The organism is Pseudoalteromonas sp. C2R02, assembly GCF_018860845.1.
Lineage (GTDB): Bacteria > Pseudomonadota > Gammaproteobacteria > Enterobacterales > Alteromonadaceae > Pseudoalteromonas.
Genome location: NZ_JAHKQC010000048.1, coordinates 1 through 16,291 on the forward strand (window position 1 = coordinate 1; position 16,291 = coordinate 16,291).

The 16,291-nt window shown below is 34.0% G+C and carries 19 protein-coding genes and 1 pseudogene; 12 read left to right on the forward strand and 8 right to left on the reverse strand.

Features of this window, described 5'->3' with window-relative positions:
- Window positions 1–158: 158 nt before the first annotated feature.
- The 3 genes from KO527_RS23470 to KO527_RS23480 all read left to right on the forward strand — a co-directional run bounded on the left by KO527_RS23470 (window position 159) and on the right by KO527_RS23480 (window position 2,730).
- The gene (locus KO527_RS23470; RefSeq protein WP_216042674.1) at window positions 159–302 is read left to right on the forward strand and encodes a hypothetical protein; all 144 of its coding nucleotides are present in this window, start codon (window positions 159–161) and stop codon (window positions 300–302) included.
- A gap of 710 nt (window positions 303–1,012) precedes the next feature.
- Complete coding sequence (locus KO527_RS23475) at window positions 1,013–1,402, forward strand: hypothetical protein (RefSeq protein WP_216042675.1); 390 nt, start codon at window positions 1,013–1,015, stop codon at window positions 1,400–1,402.
- Between the two features lie 128 nt (window positions 1,403–1,530).
- Window positions 1,531–2,730, forward strand: coding sequence for a serine hydrolase domain-containing protein (locus tag KO527_RS23480; protein ID WP_216042676.1), 1,200 nt, complete (start codon window positions 1,531–1,533; stop codon window positions 2,728–2,730).
- Window positions 2,731–3,221: 491 nt separating this feature from the next.
- On the opposite strand, the pseudogene KO527_RS23485 reads toward KO527_RS23480, so the two are convergent.
- Window positions 3,222–3,482, reverse strand: a pseudogene (locus tag KO527_RS23485) (hypothetical protein); the annotation flags it as partial.
- Between the two features lie 185 nt (window positions 3,483–3,667).
- Between KO527_RS23485 and KO527_RS26505 the strand changes: the two are divergent.
- The 7 genes from KO527_RS26505 (at window position 3,668) to KO527_RS23515 (ending at window position 7,581) form a co-directional block, all read left to right on the forward strand.
- Entirely contained in the window at window positions 3,668–4,030 is a 363-nt protein-coding gene (locus KO527_RS26505) for a S1 RNA-binding domain-containing protein (RefSeq protein ID WP_216042677.1), read from the forward strand.
- A 259-nt stretch (window positions 4,031–4,289) separates the two neighbouring features.
- Entirely contained in the window at window positions 4,290–4,742 is a 453-nt protein-coding gene (locus KO527_RS23495; RefSeq protein WP_216042678.1) for a hypothetical protein, read from the forward strand.
- Between the two features lie 11 nt (window positions 4,743–4,753).
- Window positions 4,754–4,978, forward strand: a complete 225-nt coding sequence (locus tag KO527_RS26185) for a hypothetical protein (protein WP_252734045.1) — start codon at window positions 4,754–4,756, stop codon at window positions 4,976–4,978.
- A 27-nt stretch (window positions 4,979–5,005) separates the two neighbouring features.
- Window positions 5,006–5,347, forward strand: coding sequence for a hypothetical protein (locus tag KO527_RS26190; RefSeq protein ID WP_252734046.1), 342 nt, complete (start codon window positions 5,006–5,008; stop codon window positions 5,345–5,347).
- Between the two features lie 54 nt (window positions 5,348–5,401).
- A complete protein-coding gene (locus KO527_RS23505) occupies window positions 5,402–5,944 on the forward strand; it encodes a hydrogenase (RefSeq protein ID WP_252734054.1) in 543 nt (180 codons plus the stop codon).
- Window positions 5,945–6,219: 275 nt separating this feature from the next.
- On the forward strand, window positions 6,220–6,624 hold the full coding sequence (locus KO527_RS23510) for a hypothetical protein (protein WP_216042679.1): 405 nt from the start codon (window positions 6,220–6,222) through the stop codon (window positions 6,622–6,624).
- Window positions 6,625–6,645: 21 nt separating this feature from the next.
- Window positions 6,646–7,581: an alpha/beta hydrolase gene (locus KO527_RS23515; RefSeq protein ID WP_216042680.1), complete on the forward strand. Its 936-nt coding sequence runs from the start codon at window positions 6,646–6,648 to the stop codon at window positions 7,579–7,581.
- Here the strand turns inward: KO527_RS23515 and KO527_RS23520 are convergent.
- The 5 genes from KO527_RS23520 to KO527_RS23540 form a co-directional block, all read right to left on the reverse strand.
- Window positions 7,578–8,354 (reverse strand): DNA-binding domain-containing protein, encoded by a 777-nt coding sequence (locus tag KO527_RS23520; RefSeq protein WP_216042681.1) that lies wholly within the window; start codon window positions 8,352–8,354, stop codon window positions 7,578–7,580. The genes KO527_RS23515 and KO527_RS23520 overlap by 4 nt on opposite strands.
- Window positions 8,347–9,192, reverse strand: a complete 846-nt coding sequence (locus KO527_RS23525; RefSeq protein ID WP_216042746.1) for a DUF692 domain-containing protein — start codon at window positions 9,190–9,192, stop codon at window positions 8,347–8,349. Before KO527_RS23525 ends, KO527_RS23520 begins: the two co-directional genes overlap by 8 nt.
- An 82-nt stretch (window positions 9,193–9,274) precedes the next feature.
- Window positions 9,275–9,730 carry a hypothetical protein gene (locus tag KO527_RS23530; RefSeq protein WP_216042682.1) on the reverse strand — a complete coding sequence of 152 codons (456 nt, stop codon included), beginning with the start codon at window positions 9,728–9,730 and terminating at the stop codon, window positions 9,275–9,277.
- A 371-nt stretch (window positions 9,731–10,101) separates the two neighbouring features.
- Window positions 10,102–11,166, reverse strand: a complete 1,065-nt coding sequence (locus KO527_RS23535; protein ID WP_216042683.1) for an FAD-dependent oxidoreductase — start codon at window positions 11,164–11,166, stop codon at window positions 10,102–10,104.
- A gap of 96 nt (window positions 11,167–11,262) precedes the next feature.
- Window positions 11,263–12,177, reverse strand: a complete 915-nt coding sequence (locus KO527_RS23540) for a permease (RefSeq protein WP_216042684.1) — start codon at window positions 12,175–12,177, stop codon at window positions 11,263–11,265.
- Window positions 12,178–12,480: 303 nt separating this feature from the next.
- Between KO527_RS23540 and KO527_RS23545 the strand changes: the two genes are divergently transcribed.
- Entirely contained in the window at window positions 12,481–13,680 is a 1,200-nt protein-coding gene (locus tag KO527_RS23545; RefSeq protein WP_216042685.1) for an alanine--glyoxylate aminotransferase family protein, read from the forward strand.
- Between the two features lie 213 nt (window positions 13,681–13,893).
- Here KO527_RS23545 and KO527_RS23550 read toward each other — a convergent pair whose 3' ends face one another.
- On the reverse strand, window positions 13,894–14,766 hold the full coding sequence (locus tag KO527_RS23550; protein ID WP_216042747.1) for a LysR family transcriptional regulator: 873 nt from the start codon (window positions 14,764–14,766) through the stop codon (window positions 13,894–13,896).
- A 129-nt stretch (window positions 14,767–14,895) separates the two neighbouring features.
- Between KO527_RS23550 and KO527_RS23555 the strand changes: the two genes are divergently transcribed.
- Entirely contained in the window at window positions 14,896–15,570 is a 675-nt protein-coding gene (locus KO527_RS23555; protein WP_216042686.1) for a type 1 glutamine amidotransferase domain-containing protein, read from the forward strand.
- A gap of 107 nt (window positions 15,571–15,677) precedes the next feature.
- Here the strand turns inward: KO527_RS23555 and KO527_RS23560 are convergent, their stop codons facing one another.
- Window positions 15,678–16,205 carry an AAA family ATPase gene (locus tag KO527_RS23560; protein WP_216042687.1) on the reverse strand — a complete coding sequence of 176 codons (528 nt, stop codon included), beginning with the start codon at window positions 16,203–16,205 and terminating at the stop codon, window positions 15,678–15,680.
- Between the last annotated feature and the right edge of the window lie 86 nt (window positions 16,206–16,291).

Below are 16,291 nucleotides of genomic sequence, written 5' to 3' on the forward strand. Positions count from 1 at the left end.
TATTAACGTATTGAATAGTTATGAACTATTCAATACGTTAATAATGATAAAGTAATAAATAGTGATTAAAATTCTAATGCTTAGCAGAGGTAAATGCTTAGGGAACATTTAAGCTTTGTTCATTCAGTTATTGCACAATAGTTACACGGAAATATAGTATGGATAATAAACAAAGTAATAATGATAAAATAGATAGCCCTATTATCTTTTGGAGTTCAATAGGCGTATGTATTGGCTGCTCTACAGCAGTAACAATGAAACTAGAAAGCTATGCACTTGTTTTATCTGGTGTCGCAGGTTAACTTATTGGTTTAGCTGTTGGCTATAATACAAAAAAAGCCAAAGATAAAAATAATTAAAACTCAACTGTCATACTTTTATTCGTATTTTATTAGACTTCTAATTAACTTCTCGTTATGCCAGATATATACCATAGAGGTACTGAAAATTGCAGGAATACTTTAAAGGATTAAGAAAAATAAAAAAAGATCGGATAATGTTCATGCCTATGAATGGCCGTGTACTTTCATTGTTTTTATTGGACTACTTTAATCACTAGTATATCCACCGATAGGCATAATTGCTTCAATTGGCATATATCTTTGGTTCTATTTATACAAAAAGTGGGATGTGGGCCGTGAGTTGTAATCATTGTTCATTAAAGCTAAGTGAACTTCCTGAAGTAAAGGAAATTAAAAGTGCATCACATACAGATGAATGGCTTGATTAAGTAAACCTCTAATAAATTAAATACATAAAATAAGCTTATGTTATTGGCCAATTCATAGTTTAGCCATCATTTTAAGTTGAGTTTATACGGGTCAGTTAATCTCATTTCACACATATCCTAAAATGGCTTTTAGCATTTGAGGCTTTACTTTTAGTGCATTATTTTTTGATTATAAGTAAACCTTTATAGTCAAATGGATATAAATAAATTTACAATAAAATAGCAGAATATCGAGCACTAAGTTTTGTGCCATTTAAACATACACTATAGAAATAGGTCATTATGCCCAATTATCGGTGGCTTTGTCTTTTTTGTGATAGAGGTAATTCAGAAAAAGTTGAAAATTGTGAGTTTTGCGGGACTAATCCGACAGCTACTGGTTGGGAGATAACTGCTCGAGAATTCGCTGATAAAAATATACTAAATAAAAAAGAATCATTTAGTTGTGAAATTTGTAGTAGCGGCGTTCACGAAGTAAATTATAGTGAGGATCCAGTTGAGTATTTTGAAACTAGAGGTAAGCAGCCTTTATTTAGAACTATGTTTATATTGACCAAGTGCAAAGGCTGTGAACACCAGTTGAAAAAGGAATACTCAACGCCATTACTTCGGAAAATATATAGATTTATATTTGGGCATGATATTAAGAGTGAATACTGGAAAAATAAATAATGTTAATAACCAGCATTTCAATAAAACTTAGCAAATAAACTCATTTTTTAAACTGTATGCCAGCATTGCTACATAAATTAAATAAGCGTTTTTATACTTCAATAAATGTTTGAGCCATGGATGAATTTTTGAATAAAAAATATTTATTAACACCGTTACTTACCCTTCCCTTTTTACTATCAAGTAATGCTCATGCCAATGATCTATTGAGCAAAAAAATTAATTACCAGAATAAATATCAGACCATGTTAAATAATTTAATATCTAAAGATATTCCCGGTGCCGTTCTCTTAGTCAAATCAAAAAATCATCATTTTTTAGGCAGTTCGGGTTATAAAGACTTAGATAAAAAGAATCCGATGACAACAGATGTTGTTATGCCAAATGGCAGCTCAGGTAAAAAATTAACGGCACTGTTAATAGCTATGTTGGCTGATGAAGGCGTCATTAACATTGATATCCCTATAACCAAATATCTTAAAAAGGCATTGTATAGTCAAATTGAATATTCAGAAAAAATGACTTTACGGCAGTTGTTAAATCATACGAGTGGTATTTTTGAATATAATGATGCTGATAATTATGCTTTTTTTAAAGAGCAATTTGCTCACAGAAACAAAGTCACTACAGATATGTTTCCTTTAAAATTCGCTTTAAACCAACCAGCCTACTTTAAACCCGGAGCAGGACATTCATATTCAAACACAGGTTATGCCTTGGCAGGTGTTATTCTAGAACAACTATTACAGCAGCATCCATCAAAATTAATAAGAACCAAAATTTTAACGCCACTAAACATGGCATCCAGCTACTCAAAAGGTGTTGAAGAACATAAACCTGAACTCGCTTCAGGTTATTTTATTAATGATGCTGATCCCGCTTTCCCATTAGAAATGAATGTTTGGATCGATACAAAAAAAATTATAGGAACAACTGCGACCTCTGATGCGCCGCTTGCTTCAAATGTAAATGATATGGCAAAACTTCTGAGATCTATTATAAAAAATAACAAAGTGGTTAATAAAAATGTAAGAGAGCAAATGATAGGAGAAAAGAATTTAATTAAGTCTTGGGGCCAACGTTTTTATCGTTCATCTGAACTTTATTATGGGCTAGGTATTTGGGTAGAAAAAGTTAATGGTCAAAAATTCTATCATCATGGGGGCACAGAGTTTGGCTATTTTACACAGAATATTTATATTCCTGATGGTGATGTTAGCATTACTGCTTTTGCAAACTGTGGGGTAAACGAGCGGTGCGAAAATGACTTTCAGAGTTTTACTTTTGAAGTTTTAGACTCATTTTTAAACATAAAATCAAGTATATGAAATTTAGAAATAAACAGACGCTTGATAGACAACTTGTAAGTAACAGGGTTACTTTATTGAGCTAAAATTTTTAAATATATAAGGCAAAGTAAAATATTAGAAGGTGATGTTTGACATTTTTATAGAATTTACCTTAAAGCTGAAGAAACACAAGATAGCAAAGAAAAAGCTATAAATTCATTTTATTGAGTAACTCATTAAATAAAACACCAATTACAATAGTCAAACACGTCTTCAGAACTCTGGTAAGATGCTCAAGTACTTAGATTACTGCCAATAAAACTTAAGTTAATGATATTAATAAATTAAAGTATGGAATAATAAAAAATGACGTTATACGCTTGGTTAACGCTCATTCACAGCAACAATGAGTCAAGCTAATGCGCCTCTATAATATGCCTTATAAACTTTAAAGGAGTTTAATTTTTATGGATAATTTTTCAATTACAAATATCATTATTGGTTTATGTTTTTTCTTAGTTACGTCTTAGTTATTTGTTAAGCGCGATAAAAATTCGCTCATATAGAAAGGCAACAAAGTTATAATTAGAGGTTCGGGTTTTTCTCCAGTTTTTAGTGCTGAGCATTGAATTCAATATCACGGCCATCTTTCTGATACAGGCGATGATAGCCACTTTTTTAGGTTTGCCTGCCGTAACTAATTTTAGATAATTTGCTTTAAATGCAGGGTTTGATTGTATCACGGACACAATTGCCATGAATTAAACAGTTCGGATCTGATGTCTTCCGCCTTAGGTTTTTTACTTAATAACTCCTCTTAATTGTCTAGAACCTCATTGTTAAAATAAAAAATGATTAAAAAGGTATTTATTTTCAATTGTTTAAATTATTTATTACCAGTACAGTGTTCTGATTATAAAAATAGATTTTAAACGAGTATTTCTTTAGGCTCGTTAGGTATTCAAATAGATAACATATGAATCAAAGTATATTTAGAGTTGGTAGTTACTTTACGGCAAGAATTACTAGGATTGAGCCACCGCTTGAGGCTGCATTCGTAGATTACGGAGCTGAGCGCCATGGCTTTTTGCCATTAAGTGATATTAATGGTTATGATAAATCACTACATAAAGAAGGTTCGATTGTTATTGTTTGCATAAGCAAAGAAGAAAATGGACAAAAAGGTGCTCTAGTATTTTCCCCATTAAATGCAGATTCCAATGTTGTTGTTCATGACCTAATAGGTATCAATACCAAAAGTTCAAGCCCAATCGTTCTGTTTGCACTTTGTTCCATCGCTATCGTTATTATTGCAATTGTAGTGGTCACGAGTACCTAATAAGAAACTATTCCGGTAATAGTTAATTTTAAATAGTGGTTTTATATTTACTTAGTTCATCGCAAGTTATGTTTGATAACTTTAGCGTAAAAGACTTAACTCAAACTTAGTGTCATTTATCAAGTAGAGTTAGCAATGTATTTCCCCCATCTATTAAACATAATGGGGAAAAACCGTATTATAAAATGGACGTAAAACGCTTGGATTACGTTTTTTCGTTAATTAGAGTCATTTATATTGGCTTTTTTGGCAGGTTACCATGCAGATTCCATCATTAGAAGATTGGGAAGGAGTAGCGAATTCAGATGATTTGGATGCAGCATACGCCTATAAGATATTTTTTGGTAAATCGACCTCTGATGTTCAGGTTGATTTCGCTAGAAACCCTATAGAAAGAACTGATGAACTCAGGTTTATGCCTAAAGTACCATTTCAGTATTATATTGTAGCTTTGAGGGATTTTGTACTTGATATTGATGAATTAGATGATTGGAAAAGTGATGCAGCTTCTTGCTTTATTTCATTGGCAGAAGAATTGTTAGAAAGCAAACCCGATTTTATCAACCCTATATATAATAAAATTGAATCTACTCTTGAGTTTATTGCTAACAATCAAAGTCTATATGATGCAGATGAAGATATTTACGGTATATTTAAATCAAAAATGAAAAATATTAGAACGCTTCGAAAACGTGCAATACAACAGATATAGATTGTAGTTCTATGAAATATTTTAGAAAAATGATTGAGCATTATATTCCAGTCCAAGATGATGAATGGGCTGATATTTGCAAAATATTTGACATCAAACATGTTAAAAAAGGAACAACGGTACATCACGCAGGTGAAGTATTTAGTGAAATATGGTTAATTAAAAGTGGTCTTGCCAGATCACATTTTAGTGATATGAATGGCAAAGATCATACTTGGCAACTTTATTTTCGCTGAAAAAGTAAACATGGTTTAAACCATTTTATGGACGATAGTGTAAGCTTTTCTGAAAAAACAGGATCAATGCTTAACTTTGAAATTCTTGAAGATTCAGTTTTTTATGTCACGTCTCTAAACAAGCTTAATAAGTTTATATCACGAGAACAAAAATGGGAGTTTTTAACGAGAATATGGATACACGACACCTATTATTCTGCTACATTTAAGCGTGTTCTATCTCTCATGTCTGAAACTGCCGCACAAAGATATGATCGTTTACTTGATGAATATCCTTTTATATTTAAACAAGTTAAGTCATATCAAATTGCCTCTTTTCTGGGAGTCGCTCCCCAAACATTGAGTAAATTAAAAAATGAATCTAGGTGAATGAATTTTAGTATTCAGTTGTCTACCATGTATTTTTTCAAGTGGAGAATGATAATGAATACCTTTGTAAAACTTAAAAGCCAATACGAACATAGCGACTCTATTAACACTTTAGAAATCAATAATGTAAGCAGTACCAATGAACCAAGTGGTTTGCATACATATATGATAGAAATATCACAAATTGGCGAACAACTGATCTTAATTGGCATTTCCTTTTTTCTTGTTGGTTTAATACAAGGTGCATTAATACCATCGGTAAAAAATTCTAGAATGGCACTTTCTGGTCATATGACTGCTGTTCAGTCCGGTATGGCCCTTGCGATTTTTGGAGTTATCTGGTCGCTAGTTGATCTGCCTTTCACTGTAGAAATATTTGTAGCTTATGCTAGTGCAACGGGATTCATACTTATTTGGCTGGGAATAACGATTGCCTCTGTAACAGGAGCAAGTAAAGCGCTTCCAATCGCCGGAGCTGGATTTTCATCAACTGCCGCTAAGGAGTTAATCGTTACAATTATGGTACGTGGGGGTTCAGTAATATCGCTAATCTCCTGCACTTTGTTAGCTTTTGGATTATTGCCAATTCTTTGGTAAAAGTATAAACAACAAAACTAATCAACCTCCTTGAATTTGATGCTTTGTTTAATCAGCTATCTGATAGGTGCAAACATAAAACAACTTAGCTAGATTAATAGTTTTTTATGATTTTCACTTGTCATGCTTATCAACACCATAGATACTGGAAGCGAATTGGTGCTCTTGAATAATAATTGAGGGTACCTAGCACTTAAACTAATAACATATAGGCACACATGCAAATTAGGTGTTGAGCTTATAGCATTCTATATTTGTTTCCAGGAGGAAATTTAATGCTTAAAGGAATGATCACAATATTCGGCATTTTTCTGTTAACAACATCAGCTCAGGCATCAGAGCCTCTATCAGTAGACCGGGCAGTTACTAACAGTTTAGAACTATCCTTTCCAAACGAAAGTAAAATTCAGCCTGAGATCAGTGATTTTGATGTATTGAACTATATCCTTATGAGTAATGAGGACGGTGAACGTTGGGTGGTGGTTACTATTAGAAACAAAGCAACTGGCACTCGAACTTTAAATCAAAAGCACCTACTTGGCTTATTGGCAAGTGGTGAGAGAGTTCACCCTCACGAGTTTAAGCAAGCATATTTAGGTAATGAAACAATATCTTTAACTCTCAATTTCGGAGAAAGTAAGTTTCCTGTGCTTGAAGTCTATTCAAGAGATAAAATATAAAAAACCTGGGAAGTCTACACATTGAAAAGGAATATTCTACTATCAATTCTAATATTAGTTTCCGTATTTTGTACGATAACACTTTACAATTATCATAATGAGAATACATCGGTAATTGAAATTGCTAGGAGTGATTCTCGCTCGTCGTTTATTGAATCTAAATTAGGCATAACCAGATACAAAGTCTTTGGCAATCAAAATAATCAAACTGTTATCTTAATCCATAGTTTTAACGGCTTTTTAGAATCTTGGGATCACAATGTGCCAGCATTAGTTCGCGCAGGTTATAAAGTCGTTACGTATGATCTTTTTGGCAGAGGGCTTTCTGATCGGCCAAAAGTAGATTACGACCTCGCACTATTTAGAAACCAATTGGATTTAATTGTTAAAAAATCCGGCTCAGGCAACCTACACTTAATTGGTTCATCATTCGGTAGTGTTATCGCAGCTGATTTTGCAAACAAGAATCCTGAACTGGTCAATAGCCTTATAATGCTAGGGCCTGCTGGCTGGCCAGACAAAAAAAATCAAAATAAATTACTCAATATTCCTATAGTCAGTGATTTAGCTTTTCATTATTTTGGCACACAGATCCTCAAGCCTAAAGTTAAAGCATACTTTATTGACCCATCAGAACATCATAATATGGTTAATACATGGAGTCGTTTTGCAAGCTATCCTGGGTTTACACGTTCAGCCCTCTCTACTCTACAGAATTCACCAGTTTTAGATTATACCTCTGGCTACAAAGCGTTAAGTAAACTCGATATACCAACACTGTTCATCTGGGGAAAACAAGATGTTAGTTTTCCTTTCTCTAATACAAAAAAACTTTCAAAATTAATGCCCAAAGCACAAGTGATAGGTATTTATAATGCTGCACATTGGGTAAACATAGAGCAGGCAAATAAAGTTAATAAAGCAATAATCGAATTTTTAAGTGTTAATAAGCATTAATCAAAGCTTTTCAACAGCCCTTGTGACAGCCATACATTAATATATTGAATTAAAACAACTGCGATGTTCTCAGGCGGATGACTTCCAATTAAACTTTGGCATAAATGACTAAAGTTATTTTTTTGATGTATTAATGACAGCAAGTTATATTCTTCTTCAGTCACTTTTTTATATTCAGTTATTTTTTCTGGGCTTCGCCATATCAGCCAAAACCTTGGTGTATTTACTTTTGCATTTGGTGGTGCTAAATCATTTTTTAAAGCTTGAAATGATTCGACCGCAGCAGTATGAAAAGTCACTAAATGCGCACTCGCATGTAAGTTTAGTGTTAGCAGTGGCCAGTCATTTTGTGCTATTGATTCTAATGCTGCACTTGAAAGTACTTTATCATCTGATGCATCAAATGCTTGCAATAACAACCTTTCAAACTGGGCAATATCAGACAAAATATCATGTTCTTTAAAAGGCGACGTTTTTTTCAAAAACTCAGGTAAGTTTTGTGAAAACTCTCTTAACGAATTATTGGTTGACGGGTAAGCTTTTAAATAGCCTAGTACCATCAAATCAAATAGTTCATCTCCAAGGTATTTTCCTAATTGTTCATGATCTTGTTCAATGACTTGGGTGAGCCTAATTTTATACGCACTTTGATATATTGATAAGCGTTCACTTGAGCTAAGCTGCCCTTGCTCTGCAATAATATCAATTAATTCATTCGGTTTATTTTGCAATAAGTGCATAAATTGATTTTGAATATCTGCCAAACTAGCCATGTTTCAATTCACCTTGCTCAAACCAAATATCATTTACTTGGGTTTTTGCTATCTCTAATTCTTTTAATAGGCTTTCTAAGGGCGGAATATTACCATCTCTTTCAATCATAGTACTGACAGGCCCAATTTGCTGTGCGTACTTGCGATACAATTGCCAAACAGGATCGGGGACATCTTCATCATGGGTATCAATTACATGTGTACCAAAATCTTGGTGCCCAGCTAAGTGGATTTGTTGAATACTCGATGCTGGAATCGCATTTAAGTATGCCATAGGATCAAAGTGATGATTTCTCGCACTGACATAAACATTATTAATATCCATTAAGAATTTACAGCCGGTATTTTTAGTTAATTGCGCCAAAAATTCCCATTCAGTCATTTCAGATGTTTTATAGGTGAGATAACTCGATACGTTTTCAAATATCATTTCTCGACCTAAGTAATCTTGCACTTTGGCGATTTGTGAAGATAAATGTGTTAATGACTCTTCTGTATAAGGCATAGGTAATAGATCGTGGCTATTGATCCCACCAACGGAAGTAAAACATAAATGATCTGATATCCATCTCGGTTCCACTTTTTCAGCCAGTTGTTTAAGTTTTTCTAAATATTGCAAATTTAAAGGCGCAACACTGCCAATAGACATTGAAACACCATGCATTACAATCGGGTAATCAGCGCGAATTTTTTCAAGGTAATGCCAAGGTTTACCACCTTCTACCATATAATTTTCAGATATGATTTCAAACCAATCAACCTTAGGCTGTGTTTGAATAATATCTTCAAAATGTGTGCTACGTAAACCGAGACCAAAACCTAAAAACTCTTTCATAATAACAACTTTTGTATGTTTATCTTTTGTCAGTTAACCTAACTTAGGCTAACTGATTTTATTATATCTAATGATTTTTCTATCATTAGCTATCTACAGAACCACCGATATCACCACATGATTTTGCAGGCATAGATACAAAGCCTGTGCCCTTACAAGATGCATGACCACTACAGGCATTATTTGGAGTTTTACAGTCGTTATGTCCGCCACAAATATTCACGTCATTACAATGAACAAGTTCAGATTTTGCTATTTTACCCACCCAAGCATCAGCAATTTTACCACCAACATCAGCACAAGCTTTTGAAGGCATAGCAACAAATCCTGTACCTTTACATGAAGCTTGTCCTGCACATGCATTACTTGCAGTTTTACAATCATTATGTCCGCCACAAACGTTGACATCGTAACAATGTACCAAATCTGTTGTTGCTGCAGAGTTAGCCGCTACAGATGTTGAAGGTGCTGACTCTGTTGCACTACAACCAACTAAACCTGCTACCATTGCAGCCATTGCTGCACCTGTAAATGCTTTCATTGTAATTTCCTCTTGTATTATTAATTTGTTCTCAAACACATATTGTTTAGTTTAAGAAAATACGGTGCTATCGCACGCTTATGATAAAGACCTGTAGCATTACAAATTACTTTCAGATTATTATAGTGTGTTAATAAAGCATGAGGGCATGTGTAGTGGCTAAATATATTTTTTAAAGGTTAAGTTTTTGATATTAAATTAATTTAATTTTTTCACTGCAAATGAGCATTCATTGATAAAAAGCTGAAATAAAATGTTAACCGCTGATATTTTTAATATCAAGGATACGAAATCAATAATTAAAATAACATTTTAATTCAGCGAAAAATGTAAGTGTTATATGCATACTTTTAGATATGAATTACATCGCATTATATCTCAGTTAATTCATTAATTTGCGTATTAGCAAGTTCCGTTATTTGTTCTGCTACTTTTTTAGCATGTTTTTGCACGCCTATAATTGTTGCCGAAGCAAACCCTGACCACTCACCGTAACCTACAAACCATAAGCTTTTATAATCATTTGAGTGAGAATCGTCTGATAATTGGTTTACATCTAAATTTAAGTTTAAACCAGATAAATGATTTAACTGTGTTTTAAACCCTGTGCACCAGATCACGACATCAATAGGTAAAGTATGATTAGCTGTAACTATGGCATTTTCTGTAAAATATTTGATATCTTCTTGCTTTACTAACACATCCCGTGATCGAGCATCTTTAACTGAGTCAACCATTACTATTTTAGAAAAGTCATCAGTATTATCTATTTCTTCCCCTTTAAGCGTTGCATAATAGCGCTTGGTTGAAAGTTCAAATAAATAACGCCCATCTAATTCATCAGCTAAATATTCCAAGGGCCTGTTAGTAAACCAAAATGTATTGGCAACTTGCGACACTTCGGCTAATACCTGAGAACCCGAATTACCACTGCCAATAATTGCAACATTTAATCCTTTTAAAAATTCGTTGTTTGTATATTCACTTGAATGTAATTGCTTACCTTTAAAAGCGGATAAACCTGAAAATTGTGGACTAATTTCACCTGAAAAATTTCCTGTCGCTGACACTAAATACTGTGTTTTAAAAGTACCTTGATCCGTTTCTAGCGTATATATATTATCGCTAAAATGTACATTTAATACACTAACCGGCCGCTTAACTCTAAATTGATATCTTTGTTCGTATTTCCCTAAATAATCAACCATTTCAGCCTTACTTGGGTATGCCTCTTTTGTATTTGGCATCATGTAACCAGATAAAGAACTATAAGCTTTAGGTGAAAATAACTTTAAGCTATCCCAAGCATGCTGCCACGAACCACCAAAGTGAGCGTTTGCATCTAAAATTAATGGATCAAAGCCTTTTCTTTTCAGATAATAAGCAGTTGAAAGACCCGCCTGCCCTGCGCCAATGATAATAACTTGCTCTACCATAACTTATCCTATAACACTGTCAGATTTATTAATAATTATAGTACGCCGCAATATATAAACGGCGTACTCTTTGGAGGAAAAAAACTAGCGCCATTGCTAAAAAATTAACTGATATAAAAATCCAGAACCTATCGCCATAGATAAGATTACAGTCAGAAATGCAATAATCATTTTATTATGGAAAATTGATTTCAGTAATACAACTTCAGTTAAACTGGCACCTGCACTACCAATAATTAGTGCCATAACAGCGCCAAGCCCCATACCTTTTGCAGCTAATGCAGCACTTAAAGGGATCACAGCTTCAGCGCGTATATATAGTGGAATACCAATTACTGCTGCAATAGGAATCGCTAAAGGGTTATTTTCGCTTGCAATACTTGCAACAAATTCAGTTGGCATAAATCCATAAATCATTGATCCTACTGCAATACCACCAATCAAATAAGGCAACACTTTCTTAAAGTCAGACCAAGTGCTGTTCCATATTTTACGCCATTTATTAATTGGTTTGGCATTTGTACCGCAACTTGATGCACAACTAGTTGTTTGAGGTGCAATATATGCCTGCGGTTTAATGTATTTTTCAAAGCCTAGCTTTTCTAATGAATATCCCGCAATAACAGATACACCCATTGCCATTATAAAATAAAATAGAGTAACTTTAAGTCCAAACGTCACAGCAAATAACCCAATAATAATTGGATTTAATAATGGGCTGGCAAATAAAAATACCATCATAGTGCCAAATCCTGCTTTAGCCCTCAATAATCCCTTCAAAAATAGGATCGTAGAGCAAGAACAAAATGGGGTGATTGCACCTAAAAACCCTGCAATTATGTAACCTTTGCCATTTTTACTACTTAAAATACTTTGAATTTTACTTGGTGGAATATATTCCTGTAAAACGCCAACTAGGTAGCTGATCAACAAAAATAATAAAGTTAATTCGACCGCCAAAAAGGCAAACATATTCAAAGCTTCATAAATCATTTCATTTGTAATAGTCATTTTACATATCCACAATTCTAAGTTAATCGAATTATAATATCTAAAATTAATATGTGTCAACATATTTCCATATAATTGGAAATAATGATTTTTGAGCAATGAATTATTAATGAAAGACGTAACTATCAGTTCTGGCTGTCGATTAAAATTAATTAATTAAAATCAGATCGATAAACTTAATATTAACGTATGGACAAACTGTAAAATAATAATTTTATATTGATACGAATAATTCATTATCACTTGATGAGTATAACCATAGGATTTTTGTTAAACCTTTTAACCTAACTGAAGCTAAATAATATGAAAATAAAAGTTCCCCAAATACAAACGTTAAATCACATTCTTCCAGAAGAGCCGTTGCTAATGATGGGCGCAGGTCCAGTGCCAATTCCACAAGCCGTCGCCAACGCCAATGGTATTGTGATTAACCATTTGGGTGAAACTATGGGTAAAATTGTTTATCAAATAAAAGATATGGCAGGTTATATCTTTCAAACCAGTTCACCGTGGATTGTGGGTGTTGCCGGTCCTGGATCTGCTGCAATGGAAATGGCTATTACTAATTTAGTATGGAAAAATACTAAGGTACTGAGTATTTGTAACGGTTTTTTCTCTAATCGTTTGGCTCAAATGGCACAAAGAGCTGGAGCTGAAGTTGAACACACCTCAATTATTGAAGGAAAAAGTGCCGATCCCATCACAATCCGAAAACTAATTGAAGAATTTAACCCTGAAGTGATCACTATCGTACAAGGTGAAACATCTAATACGACTTATAATCACGAACTTGTTGAAATCGGTAAATTAGCAAAAGAGTTTAATTGCTATTTAATCGTTGATGCCGTGTGTACTTTAAGCACTATGCCGTTGCAAATGGATGACTGGCACATAGATGCGGTGATCACTGGCGGTCAAAAAGGTTTAAGTTCAATTCCCGGTGTGTCACTTGTCGCGTTCTCTGATAGAGCATGGCAACGCATTAGTAATCGTGTTACGCAAATTCCTCAATGGACTTTAGATGCAATGTTAGCATCAAATTTTTGGCATCAAGACTCTTATCATTACACTGCACCTGTTTCAGGTTTATTAGCATTGCACGAGGCAATGAGGCTTATTTGCAATGAAACGTTAGAAAAAAGGTTCCAAAGACACTTAACGTGTTCAACAGCACTGCAAAGTGCAATCGAAAGTTTAGGTTTAGAACTGTATATAGAAGGTAAAAGTAGACTCAATTCTGTGGTTGGCATTAGATTACCTGAGCAGTTAGAATCAAAAGCTGTGTGTGAACATATTTCTAAAAACTATCGCGTTGAAATTGCCGGTTCTTTTGGCCCTCCCATTGTAAGAATTGGCCAAATGGGCGAACAATGTAGAGTACATAATTTATTTAGAACGATACATGCTTTTGGCTCTACATTTAAAGACTTAGGTGCAAAAGTTGATGTACCTGCTGGTATGGCCCAGTTAGAAAATATGTTACAAAAACACAAATGTATTTAGATTAAATTCTGAGATTGGGTAAAGAGACCTATTACAGGTCTTTTTATTTTTTTGAATACTACCATAACAGATTTATAGAAATTAAATATGATGTTGAAGCGATATAACTATTAAAAAACATTTTAAAAATGCATTTGAGTTATATCATTGTTAATTAAACTGACTGTGAAAATCGTACCTGTTAAAGAGGATTTAATATAAACAACACTTTAGTTATTTACTAAAATGAGCAAGCAAATAATCAATGGCTAACCGTGCTTTCATCGGTAAAAATCTTCTATCTTGATAAACTATCCAGCTTAGCGCATCTTTACGCCAATATTCATTTAAAACGGGTGTTAATTTTCCGGCCTTTATTGATGATAAAAAATTATGCTGAGGCAAATAAGCAATACCTAAACCTTGTTCACAAGCATTAACCACAACTTGAGCATTATTACTTTTCCACCTGCCTGTTACTTTAATATTTTCTTTATAATCTAAATTTTCAAATTGCCATTGATCGTTATTTGAAATAATACAACTGTGATTTTTTAAATCTTGTGGGTGTTGTGGTGTGCCATGTTCAGTTAAATAAGCATCGCTGGCAATGGCCATCATAGGATGTGTTAATAATTTTCTTGCAACTAAACCTGAATCCTCTAATTTGCCATATCTAATTGCAAAGTCGATACCATCTTCCACAAAATTAACTTTTCGGCTATTAAAGTCTATTTCTACCGATAACCTAGGGTGCTGTGTTGCAAATTCCATTAACACTGGTGCGACTTGTTGCTCTGCAAATGTGCCTGCAGCACTCACACGCAGTGTGCCCACTAACTCAAGTTGCTGTGTATTAACTTGCTCATTTGCTTGTTGTAGCCCAGTAACTAAGTCTCTACATTGGTGGTAATAATTTAGACCTGTTGGCGTTAAGCTTACTAATCGTGTAGTGCGCGCAAATAATGCACAGCCTAAACTTTTTTCTAATTTAGCAATTTGTCGACTCACATGACTTGTACTACAGCCTAGTTGCTTTGCCGCAGCAGAAAAACCTTGGCGTTCAGCAACGCATACAAATTCTACAATACCTTCGAAATTATCCATAAACTCATTAATTATTGCCATACAGCAATAGTAATTTGCCATTTCACCATATTGTTGTCAATTAGAATTAGGTCTATTATCAATGCAAGACAAAATGCCAATGCGGCGTCATTATTAAAGGACATCAATATGCAAAAGATATTAATCCCTGTTACAAATCATGCAGTGTTAGGTACTACAGACCAAGCTAACGGTACTTATTCACCCGAATTAACACACGCTTTAGATGTTTTTTTAGCAGCAGGTTTTGATTACGAAATCGCTTCGATTAATGGTGGTAAAGCTCCGTTATATGGCACTGATATTGAAAATGATTCAATTAACGATAGCATTTTAAGCAATGAAACATTTCAGTCTCGCATCAATAATACAATTGTTGTTTCTCAAATAAATATTGGAGATTATTCAGCAGTTTATTACCCAGGAGGCTTTGGCTTATTATCTGATTTAGCAGAAAATGAAGACTTTGCAAAATTAAGTGCACAACATTATGAAGCTGGCGGCGTTATTTCTGCGGTATGTCATGGCCCTGCTGGTTTATTACCAATTACGTTAAGTAATGGCGAAAAGTTACTGGCAAATAAATCTGTTACTGGTTTTACCCGTGAAGAAGAAATCGATTTTGGAACAATTAATGACATTCCGTTTTTATTAGAAGAATCACTTACGCGCACTGCCGCACGTTTTAGCAAAGTACAACCTTGGGGTGTTTTTGTGATTGAAGATGACCGTGTGATCACTGGTCAAAATCCATCAAGTGCCCACGCAGTTGGTGAAGCTGTTGTAAAACTTTTAACTAAGTAGCCTATTCCAGAAGTCTGCGCATTAATTAGCAATGTGTAAGACGATAAAACAGCATGTTGGTTTTTAAACTAACATGCTGTTTTTAAATCAATAAATTTTAGCCCTATTTATAGTACTTGCTCAAGAATAAGGCGTGTTGCATTTTCTTCACAAAGCGCATTGGTATTAATAGAAATTGTATTTTCATTAGGAATTGCAACAAACTGATTTTCCCCCAATAAGGTATGTAACAAGTCTGGGCATTGCACTTTTTTAGTGCCATTTCGCGAGGGGTTTTCTACTCTTTGTGCTAATACTTCAGCAGAGACATCTAAATAAATAGGCAGCATAGACCCGCCATAATCCGATATTATAGATTCCCACTTTTTCACAACATTTAAATCCGAATTTAAATCAAAACAGAATGTTATGATCAAGCCAGCCATCTTATTTTGACACGCTTTTTCAATTGCTTGCGATCTTAGCGAATCAATAAAATCAAAAAAGTCATCTTGTCCAAATTCAGGATACACCTCTAATGCGAGATCAACACTAAGGTGATTATGTAACACATTATACCCCAAGGCAGATTTTAAGCGTTTTGCTAAAGTAAGCTTTCCTGCACCGGGTGGGCCATGTAATACAATTAATTTCATAATTTATCCTAACGCTATAAAATCTGTTTTTGGTTCTGTTGATTTAGTTAAATTCACATTTTCATAGATTGATATGTAATAAATAC